17 protein-coding genes are annotated in these 17,908 nt (G+C 58.6%); 12 read left to right on the forward strand and 5 right to left on the reverse strand.

Going from position 1 to position 17,908, the window contains the following annotated elements; all coding sequences use genetic code 11:
• Positions 1-5: 5 nt before the first annotated feature.
• The 8 genes from DXY31_RS08420 to DXY31_RS08455 all read left to right on the forward strand — a co-directional run bounded on the left by DXY31_RS08420 (position 6) and on the right by DXY31_RS08455 (position 6,867).
• Entirely contained in the window at positions 6-332 is a 327-nt protein-coding gene (locus tag DXY31_RS08420) for an AIR synthase (protein ID WP_114993342.1), read from the forward strand.
• 76 nt (positions 333-408) lie between these two features.
• Complete coding sequence (gene rpsL, locus DXY31_RS08425; RefSeq protein ID WP_066904579.1) at positions 409-783, forward strand: 30S ribosomal protein S12; 375 nt, start codon at positions 409-411, stop codon at positions 781-783.
• A 77-nt stretch (positions 784-860) separates the two neighbouring features.
• On the forward strand, positions 861-1,331 hold the full coding sequence (rpsG, locus tag DXY31_RS08430) for a 30S ribosomal protein S7 (protein WP_066904590.1): 471 nt from the start codon (positions 861-863) through the stop codon (positions 1,329-1,331).
• 85 nt (positions 1,332-1,416) lie between these two features.
• Positions 1,417-3,492 (forward strand): elongation factor G, encoded by a 2,076-nt coding sequence (gene fusA / locus DXY31_RS08435; RefSeq protein ID WP_114993343.1) that lies wholly within the window; start codon positions 1,417-1,419, stop codon positions 3,490-3,492.
• A 42-nt stretch (positions 3,493-3,534) separates the two neighbouring features.
• Positions 3,535-4,734 carry an elongation factor Tu gene (tuf, locus tag DXY31_RS08440; protein WP_114993344.1) on the forward strand — a complete coding sequence of 400 codons (1,200 nt, stop codon included), beginning with the start codon at positions 3,535-3,537 and terminating at the stop codon, positions 4,732-4,734.
• Between the two features lie 148 nt (positions 4,735-4,882).
• A complete protein-coding gene (rpsJ, locus tag DXY31_RS08445; protein ID WP_006042265.1) occupies positions 4,883-5,203 on the forward strand; it encodes a 30S ribosomal protein S10 in 321 nt (106 codons plus the stop codon).
• Between the two features lie 57 nt (positions 5,204-5,260).
• Positions 5,261-5,923: an LON peptidase substrate-binding domain-containing protein gene (locus DXY31_RS08450; protein WP_114993345.1), complete on the forward strand. Its 663-nt coding sequence runs from the start codon at positions 5,261-5,263 to the stop codon at positions 5,921-5,923.
• Complete coding sequence (locus tag DXY31_RS08455; protein ID WP_114993346.1) at positions 5,923-6,867, forward strand: methyltransferase domain-containing protein; 945 nt, start codon at positions 5,923-5,925, stop codon at positions 6,865-6,867. Before DXY31_RS08450 ends, DXY31_RS08455 begins: the two co-directional genes overlap by 1 nt.
• On the opposite strand, the gene pheA is transcribed toward DXY31_RS08455, so the two are convergent.
• Positions 6,864-7,703, reverse strand: coding sequence for a prephenate dehydratase (gene pheA, locus DXY31_RS08460; RefSeq protein ID WP_114993373.1), 840 nt, complete (start codon positions 7,701-7,703; stop codon positions 6,864-6,866). The genes DXY31_RS08455 and pheA overlap by 4 nt on opposite strands.
• A 50-nt stretch (positions 7,704-7,753) precedes the next feature.
• On the opposite strand from pheA, the gene DXY31_RS08465 reads away from it, so the two are divergent.
• The gene (locus DXY31_RS08465) at positions 7,754-8,356 is read left to right on the forward strand and encodes a DUF1997 domain-containing protein (protein WP_114993347.1); all 603 of its coding nucleotides are present in this window, start codon (positions 7,754-7,756) and stop codon (positions 8,354-8,356) included.
• Here the strand turns inward: DXY31_RS08465 and DXY31_RS08470 are convergent.
• The 3 genes from DXY31_RS08470 to DXY31_RS08480 all read right to left on the reverse strand — a co-directional run bounded on the left by DXY31_RS08470 (position 8,297) and on the right by DXY31_RS08480 (position 13,704).
• Complete coding sequence (locus DXY31_RS08470) at positions 8,297-8,869, reverse strand: ribonuclease HII (protein WP_114993348.1); 573 nt, start codon at positions 8,867-8,869, stop codon at positions 8,297-8,299. The genes DXY31_RS08465 and DXY31_RS08470 overlap by 60 nt on opposite strands.
• Positions 8,866-10,791, reverse strand: coding sequence for an Rne/Rng family ribonuclease (locus tag DXY31_RS08475; RefSeq protein WP_114993349.1), 1,926 nt, complete (start codon positions 10,789-10,791; stop codon positions 8,866-8,868). The genes DXY31_RS08470 and DXY31_RS08475 overlap by 4 nt, the downstream gene beginning before the upstream one ends.
• Positions 10,792-11,052: 261 nt before the next feature.
• A complete protein-coding gene (locus DXY31_RS08480) occupies positions 11,053-13,704 on the reverse strand; it encodes a TIGR03960 family B12-binding radical SAM protein (RefSeq protein WP_114993350.1) in 2,652 nt (883 codons plus the stop codon).
• A gap of 80 nt (positions 13,705-13,784) precedes the next feature.
• Between DXY31_RS08480 and DXY31_RS08485 the strand changes: the two genes are divergently transcribed.
• The 3 genes from DXY31_RS08485 (at position 13,785) to DXY31_RS08495 (ending at position 16,241) form a co-directional block, all read left to right on the forward strand.
• Positions 13,785-15,011 carry an LL-diaminopimelate aminotransferase gene (locus DXY31_RS08485; protein WP_114993374.1) on the forward strand — a complete coding sequence of 409 codons (1,227 nt, stop codon included), beginning with the start codon at positions 13,785-13,787 and terminating at the stop codon, positions 15,009-15,011.
• Positions 15,012-15,060: 49 nt separating this feature from the next.
• Positions 15,061-15,381: an ATP-dependent Clp protease adapter ClpS gene (clpS, locus tag DXY31_RS08490; protein WP_066904616.1), complete on the forward strand. Its 321-nt coding sequence runs from the start codon at positions 15,061-15,063 to the stop codon at positions 15,379-15,381.
• A 65-nt stretch (positions 15,382-15,446) separates the two neighbouring features.
• On the forward strand, positions 15,447-16,241 hold the full coding sequence (locus DXY31_RS08495; RefSeq protein ID WP_371639258.1) for a lysostaphin resistance A-like protein: 795 nt from the start codon (positions 15,447-15,449) through the stop codon (positions 16,239-16,241).
• Here the strand turns inward: DXY31_RS08495 and DXY31_RS08500 are convergent.
• Positions 16,205-17,821 (reverse strand): photosystem II high light acclimation radical SAM protein, encoded by a 1,617-nt coding sequence (locus DXY31_RS08500; protein ID WP_114993352.1) that lies wholly within the window; start codon positions 17,819-17,821, stop codon positions 16,205-16,207. The two genes, DXY31_RS08495 and DXY31_RS08500, sit on opposite strands and share 37 nt — an antisense overlap.
• Positions 17,822-17,908 lie beyond the last annotated feature (87 nt).

Below are 17,908 nucleotides of genomic sequence, written 5' to 3' on the forward strand. Positions count from 1 at the left end.
GGTCCATGGGCGCCACGCTGCAAATCACCGCCACTGCAGCCGCCGAACTGGGTCGACAGGCTGCTGTTGCAGGAACCCCCGGAGCGATGCATCTGGATCTCACGGCAGGGCACTGTGAGCGAAATGTCATCCGTCTTCAGCCAGGCCAGCTCAGCGGAACACCGGTTGCCAGATCAGAGGGCGTCACCCTGCATGTTCCCGATGCCCAGCACGCGTTGCTGGAAGGGCTGACACTGGATTATCGCAGCGACATCAGTGGCGGTGGATTTCTGATCCTGAGCAGCGATGCAGTGCGTTGCTGTGCCTGCGGCAGCGCTTTCAGCCGCCTTTGATCAGATCAGGCAGGTCGAACCGGTATTGTGATGGATTGTCGAACAGGTCGGATCTCCGGCCGCTACGCGACCGTCGATGCCAACCATTCAGCAACTGATCCGGACCGAGCGCCAGAGCTCAAAGGCGAAAACCAAATCGCCAGCTCTGAAAGCCTGCCCCGAACGCCGTGGTGTTTGCACCCGTGTGTACACGTCCACCCCCAAGAAGCCCAATTCGGCTTTGCGCAAAGTGGCCCGTGTGCGCCTCACCTCGGGTTTTGAGGTCACCGCCTACATCGGCGGTATCGGCCACAACCTGCAGGAGCACTCGGTTGTGCTGATCCGCGGTGGTCGAGTCAAAGATCTCCCCGGAGTTCGATATCACATCATTCGCGGAACTCTTGACACCGCAGGGGTCAAGGACCGCCGTCAGTCTCGTTCGAAGTACGGCGCCAAGTCACCGAAGGAATGATCGCCAACGATCCAGCTTCAGGATCGTTTCCACCCATCACCTTCACCCTTCTCCGTTCCTTTTTTATTTGACAGTCCATGTCACGCCGTAACGCCGCCGTCAAGCGCCCGGTCCTCCCTGATCCCCAGTTCAACAACCGACTTGCCACGATGCTCGTGGCCCGGCTGATGAAGCATGGAAAGAAGTCCACGGCACAGCGAATCCTGTCCGATGCCTTCAGTCTGATCGGCGACCGCACCGGTGGCGATCCCATCGAGCTCTTTGAAACGGCCGTGAAGAACGCGACTCCTCTCGTTGAAGTCCGTGCCCGACGCGTCGGCGGTGCCACCTATCAGGTGCCCATGGAAGTGCGCCAGGAGCGCGGCACTGCCATGGCTTTGCGTTGGCTTGTCAGTTTTTCTCGCGCTCGCAATGGTCGCAGCATGGCCCAGAAGCTTGCTGGTGAACTGATGGATGCTGCCAATGAAGCAGGCAGTGCCGTTCGCAAACGCGAAGAAACCCACAAGATGGCCGAAGCCAATAAGGCATTCGCCCACTACCGCTACTGATCCAACCCCGCTCTGAAGCCTCGATTGCTCGGGGCGGACCTGTAGGATCTCACCCGCCTTTTTACGCCCCACCCCGGAGTTTCCTGTGGCTCGCGCCTTTCCCCTGGAACGCGTCAGAAATATTGGTATCGCTGCCCACATTGATGCGGGCAAAACCACCACGACAGAACGGATCCTGTTCTATTCGGGCGTGGTTCACAAGATCGGTGAAGTGCACGACGGTGCAGCGGTGACCGACTGGATGGCTCAAGAGCGCGAGCGGGGCATCACCATCACTGCTGCGGCCATTTCAACCAGCTGGAAAGACCACCGCATCAACATCATTGATACCCCTGGTCACGTGGACTTCACCATCGAGGTGGAGCGCTCCATGCGTGTGCTCGATGGTGTGATTGCTGTGTTCTGCGCGGTTGGAGGAGTCCAGCCTCAGTCAGAAACCGTCTGGCGCCAGGCCGACCGCTATTCCGTGCCACGGATGGTGTTCGTCAACAAAATGGATCGCACCGGCGCCGACTTCCTCAAGGTTCACGGTCAGATCAAGGATCGACTCAAAGCGAATGCCGTTCCGATTCAGCTGCCCATCGGTGCTGAAGGCGAGCTGAGCGGCATCATTGATCTCGTGGCCAATCAGGCACACATCTACAAAGACGATCTCGGTCAAAACATCGAAGTCACCGATGTTCCGGCTGACATGAAGGATCAGGTGGATGAATGGCGCAACGTTCTGATGGAAACCGTTGCCGAGAACGACGAAAACCTGATTGAGAAGTTCCTGGAAACCGGAGAGCTTTCGATCGATGAGCTGAAAAACGGCATTCGCGAAGGCGTCCTCAAGCATGGTCTCGTGCCCGTGCTTTGTGGCTCCGCCTTTAAAAACAAAGGAGTACAGCTGGTTCTCGACGCAGTTGTCGATTACCTGCCCGCACCTGTGGACGTTCCCCCGATCCAGGGAGTTCTGCCTAACGGCAAGGAAGCTGTTCGTCCATCTGACGATAAAGCTCCCTTCAGTGCGCTTGCCTTCAAGGTGATGGCTGATCCCTACGGCAAGCTCACCTTTGTTCGGATGTACTCCGGTGTGCTCGAGAAGGGCAGTTACGTGCTCAACTCCACCAAGGACAGCAAAGAGCGCATTTCCAGGCTGGTTGTGCTGAAAGCCGACGACCGCGAGGAAGTTGATGCGCTGCGCGCCGGCGATCTGGGTGCTGTTCTGGGTCTGAAGAACACAACCACTGGAGACACTCTGTGTTCTGTGGAAGATCCGATTGTTCTTGAGACTCTGTTTGTTCCTGAACCGGTGATCTCCGTAGCAGTTGAGCCCAAAACGAAGGGCGATATGGAGAAACTCTCCAAAGCTCTCGTCTCACTGGCTGAAGAAGACCCCACCTTCCGGGTCAGAACTGATTCAGAGACTGGCCAGACCGTGATTGCCGGGATGGGAGAGCTCCACTTGGAGATCCTGGTCGACCGGATGCTTCGTGAATTCAAGGTGGAGGCCAATATCGGCGCTCCTCAGGTTTCCTATCGCGAAACCATTCGCGCCTCATCACGAGGCGAGGGCAAGTTCTCTCGTCAAACAGGTGGTAAGGGTCAATACGGCCACGTGGTGATCGAAATGGAGCCGGGCGAACCAGAATCCGGCTTTGAATTTGTCAACAAGATTGTTGGCGGTGTCGTTCCAAAGGAATTCATCAAGCCCTCCGAAATGGGCATGAAGGAGACCTGTGAGTCCGGCGTGATCGCCGGATTCCCGATGATCGACGTCAAAGTCACCATGATCGACGGTTCATATCACGATGTGGACTCGTCGGAAATGGCTTTCAAAATTGCCGGTTCGATGGCCTTCAAGGATGCGGTCAAGAAGTGCAATCCAGTGCTTCTTGAGCCGATGATGAAGGTCGAAGTCGAAGTCCCCGAGGATTTCCTCGGCTCGATCATCGGCGACCTGTCCTCCCGCAGGGGCCAGGTCGAAGGTCAGGCAATTGACGATGGCACGTCAAAAGTCTCGTCCAAGGTGCCCTTGGCCGAGATGTTCGGCTACGCCACCGAGCTCCGATCCATGACCCAGGGTCGGGGTATTTTCTCGATGGAATTCAGCCACTATGAGGATGTTCCTCGCAACGTGGCCGAGGCCATCATTTCCAAGAATCAGGGCAATTCCTGATCTCTACCCCCTTTTAATTTCACCCCCGATTCTTTAACCAAAATGGCACGCGAGAAGTTCGAAAGGAACAAGCCCCACGTCAACATCGGCACCATCGGCCACGTTGACCACGGCAAGACAACCCTCACCGCCGCGATCACCAATGTGCTCGCCAAAAAGGGACAGGCAGAGGTCCAGGACTACGCCGATATCGACGGTGCTCCTGAAGAGCGCGAACGCGGCATCACCATCAACACCGCTCACGTCGAATACGAGACGGACTCGCGTCACTACGCCCACGTGGACTGCCCCGGTCACGCGGACTACGTGAAAAACATGATCACCGGTGCCGCTCAGATGGACGGCGCCATTCTCGTTTGTGCCGCCACCGACGGCCCCATGGCCCAGACCAAGGAGCACATCCTGCTGGCCAAGCAGGTGGGCGTCCCCGCCTTGGTGGTTGCGCTGAACAAGTGCGACATGGTTGATGACGAAGAGATCATCGAACTGGTGGAAATGGAGATCCGCGAACTGCTCTCCAGCTACGACTTCCCCGGAGACGATATCCCCATTGTTCAGGTCTCTGGACTGAAGGCCATCGAAGGTGAGGCTGAGTGGGAAGCCAAGATCGAAGAGCTGATGGCAGCCGTTGACTCCAACATCCCTGAGCCCGAGCGCGAAGTCGACAAGCCATTCTTGATGGCTGTTGAGGATGTCTTCTCCATCACCGGCCGTGGCACCGTGGCGACAGGCCGTATCGAGCGCGGCATCGTCAAGGTGGGCGAAGAAGTCGAAATCGTCGGCATCAGAGAGCCTCGGAAAACCACCGTTACCGGTGTGGAAATGTTCCGCAAGCTGCTCGATGAGGGAATGGCTGGAGACAATGTGGGTCTGCTGCTCCGCGGCATTCAGAAGGAAGACATCGAGCGCGGCATGGTGCTCGTGAAGCCTGGCTCAATCACCCCTCATACCAAGTTTGAGGGTCAGGTTTACGTCCTCAAAAAAGAAGAAGGTGGTCGCCACACTCCTTTCTTCGCTGGCTACCGCCCGCAGTTCTACATCCGCACCACGGACGTGACCGGTCAAATCACCGCCTTCACTGCGGAAGATGGCAGCAACGTGGAAATGGTGATGCCCGGAGACAATATCCAGATGACGGGGGAATTGATCTGCCCAGTCGCTATGGAAATGGGCATGCGTTTTGCCATCCGTGAGGGTGGACGCACCATTGGTGCGGGCGTCGTCTCCAAGATCATCGAGTGATCGAACCGGGATGATTGCAGGGATGGGCTGACCAGTGTCAGGCCATCCCTTAGCATTCATGAACGAAGTGAACGTTGCCAAGACACGTTCAATCTGCACCTCGACAATCCACCTCTCGTGATCTCCCTAGGAGATTTCTTCGCGCTTCATGTCCACTGCAATTGCCCAGCAGAAGATCCGAATCCGTTTGAAGGCGTTCGACCGCCGCATGCTGGATCTGTCCTGCGACAAGATCATCGAAACTGCCGATAACACTGCTGCAACGGCGATCGGCCCCATTCCTCTTCCCACCAAGCGCAAGATCTACTGCGTGCTCCGCTCCCCCCACGTGGACAAGGATTCACGGGAACATTTCGAGACACGCACCCATCGCCGCATCATTGATATCTACAGTCCTTCTGCCAAGACGATCGACGCATTGATGAAACTCGATCTGCCCAGCGGCGTGGATATCGAGGTGAAGCTCTAAGCCGAGCACGGTCATTCGGTCAGCTGCCTAAGATTCGATTCCTCAGTAATTTCATGCGTGGCTGACCTGTCCGTCAGAGAGCTTCCCCTATTTCCTCTGCCGGATCTCGTTCTGTTCCCTAGCGACGTGCTGCCGTTGCACATCTTCGAGTCGCGTTACCGGATGATGCTGCAGAGCGTCTTGGAAAGTGATCGACGTTTTGGCGTCGTTCGTTGGGATCCCCGCAGCCAAAGGATGGCTTCCATCGGCTGTTGTGCCGAAGTGATCCAGCATCAGACAGGCGACGACGGGCGCAGCAACGTCGTGACGCTCGGACAGCAGCGTTTCAGGGTGCTGAATGTGACCCGTGAGACTCCTTTCCGCACTGCCATGGTGAGCTGGATTGAGGATGAGCCAGAGAGCGACATCGATCAGCTTCATACTCTCAGCGATTCCGTTACAAAAGCCCTCAGAGATGTGGTCGAGCTGACGGCAAAGCTCACGGATTCCCCCACAGCACTTCCTGACGATCTGCCCGACCTGCCGAGAGAGCTCTCGTTCTGGATCGGTGCTCACCTCGGTGGCCCCGTGGCCGATCAACAGCAGGAACTTCTGGAACTCACGAGTACCCGTACCCGGCTCGAACAGGAGTTCGAAATGCTCGATGAAACCCGTCGCCAGCTGGCAGCACGCACCGTGCTGCGCGACACCCTCTCTTCAGCCGATTCCGGCAACGGTTGATGCCTGTCACCACTTTCCTGGCTCCGGCCGTGATCGGGCTCGCAGCCGCTGCGGGAGCCTATGCACTCTGGACTCGACGAAGCCGGACCTATCAGTCCAGTGAAAGCGTCGCTTCTGCTTATGACGCCTGGACCGAAGACCGACTGCTCGAGACTCTCTGGGGAGAGCACGTGCACTTGGGACATTATGGGGACCCTCCGATTCGGCGGGATTTCCGCCGTGCCAAAGCCGATTTCGTGCACGAATTGGTGCATTGGAGTGGGTTGGATCGCCTCCCTCCCGGATCAAGAGTGCTTGATGTGGGCTGCGGGATCGGCGGCAGCGCCCGGATTCTTGCCAGAGACTACGGCTTTGACGTGCTTGGCATCAGCATCAGTCCCGCACAGATCCAACGGGCTACGGATTTAACACCGGACAACCTGTCCTGCCGCTTTGCCGTGATGGACGCGCTGAACCTGAATCTTGCGGACGCTGAATTCGACGGTGTGTGGAGTGTGGAGGCAGGCCCACACATGCCGGATAAGCAACGGTTTGCTGATGAGCTACTCAGGGTTCTCAAACCAGGTGGAGCTCTGGCTGTCGCTGATTGGAACCGTCGTGATCCTCGCGATGGTGCACTTGATGCCCGCGAACGCTGGGTGATGCATCAGCTGCTGACCCAGTGGGCTCATCCCGAATTCGCCAGCATCCCGGGGTTTCAGCACAACCTCGAATGCAGCAGTCAGCGCCGAGGGCTGATCGACACAGGTGACTGGACCAGGGCGACTCTCCCTTCCTGGAATGAATCGATCCTGGAAGGGTTTCGCCGACCCGCAGCAGTGCTCAAACTCGGCCCGCCCGCCCTGCTTCAAGGCCTGCGTGAAACTCCCACAATGCTGTTGATGCGCTGGGCGTTCGCCCGGGGAATGATGCAATTCGGCGTGTTCCGCCTCGCCTCTGGTTAGTTGAATTCCGAGCTGGGATAAGCACCGAAATTGGCCAGATGCTCACACAGTGGGCTGAGATGCGTCTCCAGCTTTGTCAGTACGCCATCCGCACAGGAAGCTGGCAACTCCACATCCACAAAAAACACGTATTCACCCAACGCGCGTTTCGACGGTCTCGACTCGATCCTGCTCATGTTCAGCCCGAGCCCCGCAATCGCCTGAAGAGCTTCGATCAGAGCCCCAGGAGCATTGCGATGCAGAGAGAAAGCCAGGCTGGCGAGCTGACCATCGCGCAGACGCTCGCCGCGATGCAGCAACAGAAAGCGGGTCCTGTTGCCCACCACATCATTCACCGGGAACGCCAGTTCCCCTAGACCCTGCAATTCGCCAACGCACCGATCCGCAATTGCTGCTCTGAAACGGCTGCCTTTAACCATCCGCGCAGCTTCTGCTGTGGATGTGGTTGGCAGTTGGAGCGCCTGCGGAAGATGGGTTGCCAACCAGCCGCTGCATTGCGCCAGCGCCTGAGGGTGAGACAGCACCTCCGTCACGCTCTCTATCGAACCACTACTGAGCAGGGCGTGGCGGATCGGAAGAACCAAAGCACGTCGAATGCACAGATCGGGATGAGACCAGAGGGCATCAAGACTGGCCGTGACACCACCTTCAACGGAGTTCTCAACAGGCACTACAGCAGCCTCGCAACGGCCATCAGCCACATGGTCGACCACTGAACGCAGCCCGGTGCATGCCACCAACTCAGCATCACTGAATTGTTCTAACCGGGTCATCTCTTTGGCCGCTCGCTCTCCATAGGTGCCTTCCGGCCCAAGAAACGCCATCCGAATCGGCATGGATCCAAGCACTTGCATCGATAGGATCATGCCGCGTCAGCACAAGGGGCATGACCCTTGCCTTCCGCGCCAGTCAGCATCTCGATCTGCCGGTCGCCAACCAGACCGAACACCTGCGCAGCTACCTGCAACAGGAAGACCGAGTGATCAAAGCTCTTCTGGATGCGCGTCAGCTCGACAGAATCGGTCCTGGTCGTTACCGATACACCGTCACCACACTGCAAGTTTTTCAGCTGCAGGTCTGTCCTGTCGTTTCGCTGAAGATCGAGCAGGGTGATGGCACCATCACCATTCAGGCGACCGATGCCACGCTGGATGGACTTGGCCTTGTGGACGACTTCCAGCTGAGCCTGGAAGCATTGCTTGAAGTGGCGGATCACGGCTTGCAGGGCGAGGCGAAGCTCGGAGTCCATGTCAGTCAGCCACCACTGCTGAAGCTGATTCCGAAACGAGTGCTGGAAAGCACAGGCGAGTCGATTCTGAACGGCATCCTGATGACGATTAAAGGTCGGGTTGGGCGACAGCTGGTGCGAGATTTTCAGGACTGGGCACTGCAGCCACCGGCGAAGGAGACAACAAGTACGGAGCAGCGCTCAGACCCCGGAGAACACCTTGGTGAGGAAGGTGTGACGATGCATCGGAGTGGGACCTGAGACCAGCAGGGCCGCTCGATGTTGAGCGGTGCCATATCCGGCATGGCGTTCCAATGCGTAACCAGGGAAACGTCGCGCCAGACGACGAATCAAAGCATCACGCGCTTCTTTTGCCAGCACGCTGGCGGCAGCAATTGAAGCCTCACAGCTGTCACCCCGCACGATGGTGCGCTGAGCTCCCGTCCAGGGACGCAGAGGCAGCACTCCATCCACCAGAACCAACTCGGGGACCTGGGGGAGTTTTTGAAGAGCACGAAGCATCGCAAGCTCCGTCGCCACCCTGATCCCCTTGGCATCCACATCACGCGCGGCCGCCTGCCCAAGTGCCCAGCTGGTCGCTCGAGCTTCAATCTCGGGAACCAGCGCAGCTCGGCGCTTGGGAGAGAGGGCTTTGCTATCGGTCAGGCCGAGATCGGAGAGTTGATTCGCGGCAGGATCAGTGAGGATGACCGCCGCAGCGAAGACAGGGCCGAACCAGCATCCACGGCCAACCTCATCAACTCCAGCAATCACTCGGCAGTAGCGGATGACCGTCGCCGGCGCCGACCCGGCCGGGCCTCTTCAGCGGGCTGCTCAGGCTCGGCAACTGCTGCTGCAACGGGTTCAGGGAGCTTTGACTCAGGTCCAGCAACCGATTGCGACGGTGTCGGGGCGCCATGGGTAGGAGTCACCTCCAGTGGGGTGATCTCAACCAGCAAGGGTGCCTCTTCAGCGGTTCCCGAGGCAGGCACGGGCGAAGGTGCCGGGGCGGTTGAACCATTGCGCGCACCACCTCGACCACCACGGGAGCCGCGACGGCGGCGGCGACCTGAATTGGCAGCCAACTGCTGGCGTGCGTCCTCCAGAACTGAGTCGGCATCTTCACCCGGTCGCACCACACGCACTAGCAGGTTGTCATTTTCGGGAGGTGGATCCAGCAGAAGCACAGGGTTCAGCCCCAACCAGCCAAAGACCCTTTCTTGGTCGTCGTCCATCGGCACTGCGACCAGTTCGGGATCCTGGCGGCGGTTGGAGCCCGCAGGCTCGATGGCATCCGATGTGGATTCAGCGGCAACAGTCGTCTCAAGGGGCGAGTCAACCAATTTGGTCTCAGTGGATCCATTAAGCCGGCTGCGGCCACCACGACGTCGGCGACCTCCTCCTGAATCAACAGAGGCAGGGACTTCCGCACGCGCCGATGTTGAAGACCTCACCAGGCCTGTAGCGGCAGCTTGAGGCTGAGGAAGATCCTTCCCAGGCAGCACGGCCTCGTAACCAGGGGAGACTCGACCGAACAGCTCGTAAATGTTCTGACCCTGACGCTTGCGCGTCATCTCAACCAAGCCCAGCTCGGTGAGTTGTGCGATCTGAGGGCGTGCCATGTCATCGCGCATCGCCGTCATGAAATGCTCCAGCAGCTGCAACTGATCACGACGGGAATCCATGTCGATGAAGTCGACGACGATCACACCACCGATGTTGCGGAGCTTCAACTGCCGTCCAATCTCGACAGCCGCTTCGCAGTTGGTCCAGAGAACCGTCTCACGAGCATTGGCGGAACGGGTGAACGAGCCCGAGTTCACGTCGATCACGGTGAGAGCCTCCGTGGGCTCGATGATCACGTAACCGCCGGATGGAAGATCCACCCTCGGTTTCAAAGCATCACGGATGGCCGCATTCACCTTGAAGTGCTCAAGCAGCTCGTCGGATTCGGTGTGTGCCTCCACCAACACGTTGGCCCCTTCCTGGCCCAGGAAGGTGGTCACACGGTCGACAGCGGCGGCATTATCGAGCACCACACGGGATAGGTCAGGGCCGATGTGATCTCTAAGAATCCGATGGATGAAATCCTCGTCCCGGTTGAGCAGAACAGGCGGCGAAGCGATTTCAGCGGCTTTCTGAATCGCTTCCCACTGACGCAGCAAAGACTCGAGATCATCGATGAGTAGGTCTTCACTGACTCCCTCCGCTTCCGTGCGGACGAGCAGACCAGCACCCGGCGGTTTCACCAACACCCCTAGAGCTCGTAGGCGATTGCGCTCTCCTTCGGCGCTGATGCGACGGGAGATATTCACTCCCTGACCACTGGGCTGCAACACCAGATAACGGCCTGGAAGAGCCAGATTTCCGGTAAGACGAGGGCCCTTTGTGCCGGTGGGCTCTTTCATCACCTGAACGAGAACCTTTTGGCGCGGTTCGAGCAGCTCAGTGATGCCTGCAGAACCTTTTTTGAGGCGCAGCGGGCCCAGGTCGCTCACATGGATGAAACCGTTTTTCTCACTCTCACCGATGTTCACAAAGGCGGCGTCAATCCCCGGGAGCACGTTCTCCACCGTTCCGAGGTACACGTCACCGATCTGATAGCGGCCTTGCGCCACGATCAGCTCATCAACGCGGTCATCGGACAGAACCGCTGCAATTCGCAGCTGCTCGGCGATGACAATTTGCTGGGGCATAAACAGGAACTGACGACGCCCGTCAGGGCAGATACCAATCAGTGAGCCGCTGGCTCCTTGATCGGGGGTGAATTGGAATTGCTTTGAGAAGACCCTTCGGTCGAAATGGCACGGAGCGAATCGCTCCTATGGCATCAATATCAGCGCTAGGGCGCTGGCTGGAGCTGAGGCCTAGGCCTCTGGTTCCAAACAATGATTGGGACAATGAAGTCCGGGACGAATCCGTGGCTCAAGCCTCTGGATTGAAGTCCTCATTTGAATTTAGCACTGCAACAGAGTCAGCTCGATCCGTCGAACACGGGAGAGTGACAAGTCAAACCCCAGATGTTGCGAGAGCCAGAACTGCAGCTGGGCCGGCTTGAGACTGCGGCCCTGGGAATCAACAGCAGCGATGAGCTCCAGCTCCGCTCCGCACCCGACTGCACCGGAACAGGGCTCAACAAGCTCCACAAGTCGCAGACTTTGAAGCAGGTCACGCACGTCACGACGACGCGGTCGACCCTTCTTATCAGTGTCTTCCCAGATCAGCTCGTTCTGCGCAAACAGTGCCGAGACGGCCTGCGACCAGTCGACGGATTCACTCTGCGACAGCCGCTCTGAGCCATTTAGAACAAATCGCCAGCGGCTGGCTCGCACCTGCTGAGCAAGGCTGGGCGATGACACCGCCACCTCCTCAGCCGTGATCAGGCGCAATCCCGGTGGCAACGACTGCTGCCAACGCTCCTTCACCCTCAGCGCGTCCACGGTCTCTACAAATTCGAGATCCATCCATTCGCCTTCCCCTTCCACTCCCAAAGGGAGCGCCAGTGCGAGCTGAAGCCGAGGCAATGGATGAAATCCACCTGTGAAGCTCACGGGCAGCTCGGTCCTGCGCAGTGCCCGCTCCAGAAGACGCACCAGATCCAGATGGCTGAGCAGCGCCATCGCTCCTGTTTTGCTGAAGCGAAAGCGAATGCGACAGACACGCTCACTCGGTGGCGCCTGCTGAGGCTTGGCCACTGGGACTTCAGGTGGCGCCACTACAACGTTCTGTCCCAGATCAGGACCACAGACGCCACAGCTGCTGCAAGCTTCAAACGAGCAGTCGGGCACAACGCTAGAGGCGAGCGCATGCTGCAGATCCTGGACGAGCCAGCCTTTGTCGATGCCGCTGTCGATGTGATCCCAGGGCAGGGGTTGCCGGCAGAACGCCTCAAGATCATCACGATCCAGCGCCGACACGGCACTCCAGCCACCAAGCTCCATCTGCCGGTAACTCCCCTGAAGCCCGGCGTGGGCAATGGCACTGGTCCAGGCGTTGTAGGTGCGATCCAGGGCTTCGAACCAGGCATCCATTCCCGCGCCGGCACGCCAGGCCGCTTCAATCACAGGGGCCAACCGCCGATCGCCTCGACCCACAAAATCTTCCATCGCCGAAAGGCGCACATCCGTGAAGTTGAAGCGCACACCTCGAAGCCGTCGTCCCGCATCACGCAGCAATTGCTGACGTCGGAGAAACTCGGCTGTGGAAACGCTGTGCCACTGAAAAGGAGTGTGGGGCTTCGGCGTGAAATTGCTGATGGTGGTATTGAGGCTGAGGCGGCCCAGGTCGCGACAACACTCCTGAAGCATCCGGCAGGTTTCGGAGATACCGAGCACATCGGCATCGGTCTCTCCCGGTAGCCCGATCATGAAATAGAGCTTGACCTTGCGGTACCCGTTCTGCATTGCCGTACGGATGCCCTGCAGAAGGTCATCATCGGTGAGCCCCTTGTTGACGATATCCCGCAGACGCTGAGTGCCGGCTTCCGGAGCAAAGGTGAGTCCTGCCTTGCGTGCACCTCCAAGAATGTGGGCGATGTTCTGGTCGAAACGATCGACTCGCTGGCTGGGGAGCTGAAGCGTGACATTGCGATCCGCAAGCCGATTGCGCAGCTCCACTCCCACAGCCGGGAGCGCCAGGTAGTCACTGCAGCTGAGCGACAGCAGTGAGAAATCGCTGTAGCCGGTCTGACGCATGCCCGTCTCAACGGCCTCGATCACGGCTTCGGGCTCCACATCTCTCGCCGGCCGCGTGAGCATGCCCGGCTGGCAGAAACGACAGCCACGCGTGCAGCCCCGTCGGATTTCCACCGTCAGCCGGTCATGGACTGTTTCCACATGGGGGACGAGACCCATTGCGTAATGGGGCATCGGCGTAGCCACACGTCTCAGCACCCGTTTTGGCAGTCCTGGCTTCAGCGGTTCAAGGCTCACCCCATCTGGGCCCGGGGAATAGAGAGAAGGCACATAAACCCCTGGCACCAAAGCCAGATCAAGCAGCAGAGCCGAGCGTGTCAGCCCTGCCTGCTTGCCTTCGGCCAGCACCAATCCGATCTCTGGCAACAGCTCCTCACCATCACCCAAGGCAATGAAATCGAAGAAGGCCGAATAGGGCTCTGGATTGCTGGTTGCGGTTGGTCCTCCGGCAAAAATCAGAGGCGGAGCCTGCGGGTCGCTCAGCGGAAGGTCCCCGCGATCTGCCGCCCGGATCGGAACCCTGCAGAGATCCAACATCTCGAGGATGTTGGTGGCTCCAAGCTCATAGCTCAGACTGAAGCCAAGAATGTCGAAAGCATTGAGGGGCCAGCGACTCTCCACACCAAAGAGGGCCTGCTCACGTTGCTTGAGGCGTTCGGCCAGATCAGCTGCTGGAAGGTAGGAGCGATCACACACCTGCCCAGGCAGGGCATTGAGAATCGAATAGAGAATGATGTGGCCCAGATTGCTGGAGCCCACCTCATAAAGCTCGGGATAGGTGAGAGCCCAACGAACCCTGGCGGCATGCCAGTCCTTCGGCTCAACGCCGAGCTCATGGCCCATGTAGCGAGCTGGCCTGTTGATGCCCGCATCCACCAGCTCGTCAAATGACACAGGAGCGATGGATGTATTCATATTCAACGCGACGGTCACGGTCTTCCGACCCGACTTCCTTCATCGTATGTAGCAGGATGCCCGCAGAAATCGGTCTTTCTGTGGTTCAGGTCAACGGCAATTACCTCAAACTCAAGGCGGGCTATCTGTTCCCTGAAATCGGACGTCGGGTGAAGGCCTTTGCCACTGCGAACCCTGATGCAGCTCTGATTCGCCTAGGCATTGGCGACGTGACAGAACCACTCCCCAAGGCCTGTCGCGAGGCGATGAAAACAGCCATTGATGAGATGGGTACCGCCGAAGGTTTTCACGGCTACGGCCCTGAACAGGGGTACGGCTGGCTGCGGGAAGCCATCGCCAAGCACGACTTTCAGGCACGCGGATGTGACATCAGCGCCGAGGAGATCTTCGTTTCCGACGGCTCCAAATGCGACAGCAGCAACATCCTTGACATCCTCGGGGCAGGGAACAAGATCGCCGTCACAGATCCGGTCTACCCCGTGTATGTGGACAGCAATGTGATGGCTGGTCGCACCGGCGATGCCGGCGACGAAGGGCGCTATGCCGGTCTCACCTATCTACCCATCAGTGCCGACAACAGCTTCACTGCCGAGATCCCCAGCGAACCGGTGGATCTGGTCTACCTGTGCTTTCCCAACAACCCCACAGGTGCCGTAGCAACGAAGGAACAGCTGAAAGCCTGGGTGGACTACGCCCGCGCCAACGGCTCTCTGATCCTGTTCGACGCCGCCTACGAGGCCTTTATTCAGGACCCGAGCCTTCCCCACTCAATCTTCGAGATCGAAGGAGCCCGTGACTGCGCCATTGAATTCCGCTCGTTCTCTAAGAATGCCGGCTTCACCGGCACCCGCTGCGCGCTCACCGTTGTTCCCAAAGGACTCAAGGGCAAAACTTCTGATGGTGAGGCTGTTGAACTCTGGGGCCTTTGGAACCGAAGACAGAGCACCAAGTTCAACGGTGTGAGCTACATCATTCAGCGTGGCGCCGAAGCCGTTTACTCCGATGCCGGCCAGCAAGAAGTGAAGAACCTGGTGGCCTTTTATATGGAGAATGCCGCAATTATCCGTCGCGAACTCAGCTCAGCTGGCCTCACCGTGTATGGCGGGGAGCACGCTCCTTACGTGTGGATCAAGACTCCTGACGGCATGGACTCCTGGGGCTTCTTTGACCATCTGCTCCATCAAGGGCATGTAGTGGGGACTCCAGGAAGCGGCTTCGGCGCAGCTGGAGAGGGTTACTTCCGCCTCTCGGCATTCAACAGTCGAGACAATGTCGACAGCGCCATGGCGCGAATCAAGGTCCTCTGACTCGCCAGCTGTGCGCCCATCCCCTTTAAATTCGATTTCTCTGAGAACCATGGTCATGGCGGTGGACACCCCCAGCCGTAGCCCAGGTGGAGCGGCCGTTCTGGACAAGGCACCGGAACAGGTCCGCAAGCGCTCTCCCCGGTACAAAGTGCTGCTTCACAACGACCCGGTCAACTCCATGGAGTATGTGGTCACCACCTTGCGTCAGGTGGTTCCCCAACTCAGCGAGCAGGACTGCATGGCTGTGATGCTGGAAGCTCACAACACAGGCGTTGGGCTTGTGATCGTTTGCGACTTAGAGCCGGCCGAGTTCTATTGCGAAACGCTCAAAGGCAAAGGGCTCACCAGCACAATCGAACCGGAGGAGTAATCGTTAAACCCACTGTCGAAGCCTGGGATGGTCTGCTCAGCCTTCACCCCCGCTGGGTCGCTGCGATCGCCTTAATTCCCGCGCTATATGGACTGGGGTGGTTGATGGCACAACCCATCGGTTTGCTGAGTCCTGGCACCTCAGCTTCCAAGCTGTCGCTGATCGGCACGGTTATCACATTCGTGCTGTTCATCCTGGTGCTACCCAGCTGGGTGCGCCAACGCTGGAACAGCCGTCAGCCCTGGCTGACCCTTGGCATTCGCAGCCGCCGCGGCGAGGCATCACCAGGCTCATGCTTGGTTCAGGGCCTGCTGCGTTCGGCAGGCCTACTGGCCTTGATCTGCCTGCCCTTGCTGCTGGGATCCTGGGGGCGCTGGCTCGGGGAACTCACCACAGCGGATGTTGTCAACGCTTTATTGCTGTGCTTCGGACTGGGCTTGGCGGAGGAACTGCTCTTCCGAGGCTGGCTCTGGGGAGAGCTCAACGAACTCACTGGCCCTCGCACAGCAGTCATCAGTCAGGCCCTGATTTTCAGCCTTGCGCACACCCGATTTGATCAGGGTTTTCTGCCGATGCTCGGACTGCTAACAGGCTTGTTGCTGCTTGGTCTGATCCTTGCCCTGCAGAGGCGCCTAGACGGTGGTTCCCTATGGGGCTGCGTCGGATTGCACGGCGGGCTGGTCGGCGGCTGGTTCGCACTACGAGCCGGGTTGCTGCAGGTCTCCCCTAATGCTCCCGAATGGCTGATCGGCCCCGGCGGAGCCCATGCCAACCCCCTGGGCGGGCTGGTTGGAATTATCGCTTTGGGCGTTCTGCTCTGGCGTCAGCTCACGGCCTTGGCTAAAGCGGCCCGGCCCTGAAGCGGTGCTCGAAGTGCTTCCTGCAGAGGGGCCACGCCGTAATCCCTCTCAAGCAGTGACATCACGGTTCGGCCGAAATCGGATGGATCAAGATCAAAGGCTTCCAAGCAGATCCTGCCGAAAGTGCTGCCCATGGGCTCAGGGTTCCAGAGCAGCTTGCGCGCAGTCCAGGGCATCATGCTCATCGGGTTGTAACCGGGTTTGATCAGTCCCTGGTCGAAGCCGTACTGCTCCAGGTGTGTGTGAGGCTGCAGCCCGATAAAGAAAATCGCTGGCTCAACAAGATCTGCGCCAAAGATGCGCTCCAGCTCACGGTGATAGGCAACGGTCTGACGAATCGTCTCCGGACGCTCGTCGATCACATTGAAGGAGTAGTTCACCGAGACATGGTCACGGAAGCCTGCATCCGCCAGCATCCTGCAGCTTTCCAGCACAGTGCGCAGGTTGTAGCCCATGCGCATTTTGCGCACGAGCTCCTGGGAGCCTGAGGTAATGCCGATTTCGAAGTAACTCATCCCGGTCTCGACCATCAGCTGAGCCAGTTCTGGATCCAAATTGTCGGCCCGGATGTAGGCAGCCCAGCGAATATCGGTGAGGCCCTCCGCCTTAATGGCTCGCAAAAGCTCCTTGGCATCCTCGATGTAACGCTTGGCGGGAATGAACTGGGCATCGGTGAACCAGAAACCTCGAACACCTCTGTCGTAGAGCTGACGCATCTCCGAAACCACCGACTGAACAGGATTCAGGCGCACCTGCTTGCCCTCTACAGCCGTGTAGACGCAATAACAGCAGTTATGAGGACAGCCACGTTTGGTCTGCACTCCGACGTAGAAATCACCCCCCTCGAGATACCAGTCGAGCTGGGGCCAAATCGAAGCGATGTAGTCGTAGTCACATGCCGTTTTCGGTCGGCTTTCCGGTTGCTCGTGGATCAACCCGGGCCGAGGGGGCTCACCGACCACAAAGCAGCGCTCGCCATCGAGTGATTGACCGAGAAGCAGTTTCTCCAACAGAGGCTCACCTTCACCGACGGACACAATCGTTCCTTTGGGCAAAGAGCGACCAAGCTGTTCGTAGAAAACGCTGACAGCGCCTCCTCCAAGCACGGCCCTGGCTTCAGGACGATGACGCCTTGCTTGACGAAGCCCCCTACGCACCAGAGCTTGGTTGCGTGAGAGCTCTCCGTAGTGGCTGGTCATCAGCCGGAGTCCACCGAGGGCACCGTGCAACCGCTTTAAGGGATTACGGGCATAGAAGACCTCAAAGGAATTCTGCAGAGGGTTACCGCCCCGACCGTCGACGGGGGCATAGATCTGAATGTCCCTCCAGGAGAACACCAGAAGGGTGGGGCGGAATTGGTCGATCGTGATGCGCAGAACCCGGTGCACATCAAGAACCGGTAAGGCAGCCAGATCAAGAATCCGCTGCGGGATTCCTGGAAAACACTTGTGGAGGTGATCAGCGAGATAGATCGGGCCGATCGGGAAAATTGGATTGCAGGGCAGTCGAACCAGCAGCACCCTTTCGCCGGAATGCTTGGGCTGAGGCAAGAGCTCAGGCGGTTGCAGTAGGGCTTGCATGGACTGGACGCTAACAACCACTTCCCTGAGAACGCCTGAGCGAGGTCTCAATGGTTCTTCATGTCGGCTTCATAAAGCAAGCGACAT

Source organism: Synechococcus sp. UW179A, assembly GCF_900473965.1.
In the GTDB taxonomy this organism is placed as follows: Bacteria; Cyanobacteriota; Cyanobacteriia; order PCC-6307; family Cyanobiaceae; genus Synechococcus_C.

Coding starts and splice junctions, on each gene's coding strand:
- rpsL (WP_066904579.1), top strand. CDS start 409: ATGCCAACCATTCAGCAACTGATCCGGACCGAGCGCCAGAGCTCAAAG.
- pheA (WP_114993373.1), bottom strand. CDS start 7,703: ATGCCGATTCGGATGGCGTTTCTTGGGCCGGAAGGCACCTATGGAGAG.
- tuf (WP_114993344.1), top strand. CDS start 3,535: ATGGCACGCGAGAAGTTCGAAAGGAACAAGCCCCACGTCAACATCGGC.
- DXY31_RS08500 (WP_114993352.1), bottom strand. CDS start 17,821: ATGCAAGCCCTACTGCAACCGCCTGAGCTCTTGCCTCAGCCCAAGCAT.
- rpsG (WP_066904590.1), top strand. CDS start 861: ATGTCACGCCGTAACGCCGCCGTCAAGCGCCCGGTCCTCCCTGATCCC.
- DXY31_RS08480 (WP_114993350.1), bottom strand. CDS start 13,704: ATGAATACATCCATCGCTCCTGTGTCATTTGACGAGCTGGTGGATGCG.
- DXY31_RS08465 (WP_114993347.1), top strand. CDS start 7,754: ATGACCCTTGCCTTCCGCGCCAGTCAGCATCTCGATCTGCCGGTCGCC.
- rpsJ (WP_006042265.1), top strand. CDS start 4,883: ATGTCCACTGCAATTGCCCAGCAGAAGATCCGAATCCGTTTGAAGGCG.
- DXY31_RS08420 (WP_114993342.1), top strand. CDS start 6: ATGGGCGCCACGCTGCAAATCACCGCCACTGCAGCCGCCGAACTGGGT.
- DXY31_RS08475 (WP_114993349.1), bottom strand. CDS start 10,791: ATGCCCCAGCAAATTGTCATCGCCGAGCAGCTGCGAATTGCAGCGGTT.
- DXY31_RS08455 (WP_114993346.1), top strand. CDS start 5,923: ATGCCTGTCACCACTTTCCTGGCTCCGGCCGTGATCGGGCTCGCAGCC.
- clpS (WP_066904616.1), top strand. CDS start 15,061: ATGGTCATGGCGGTGGACACCCCCAGCCGTAGCCCAGGTGGAGCGGCC.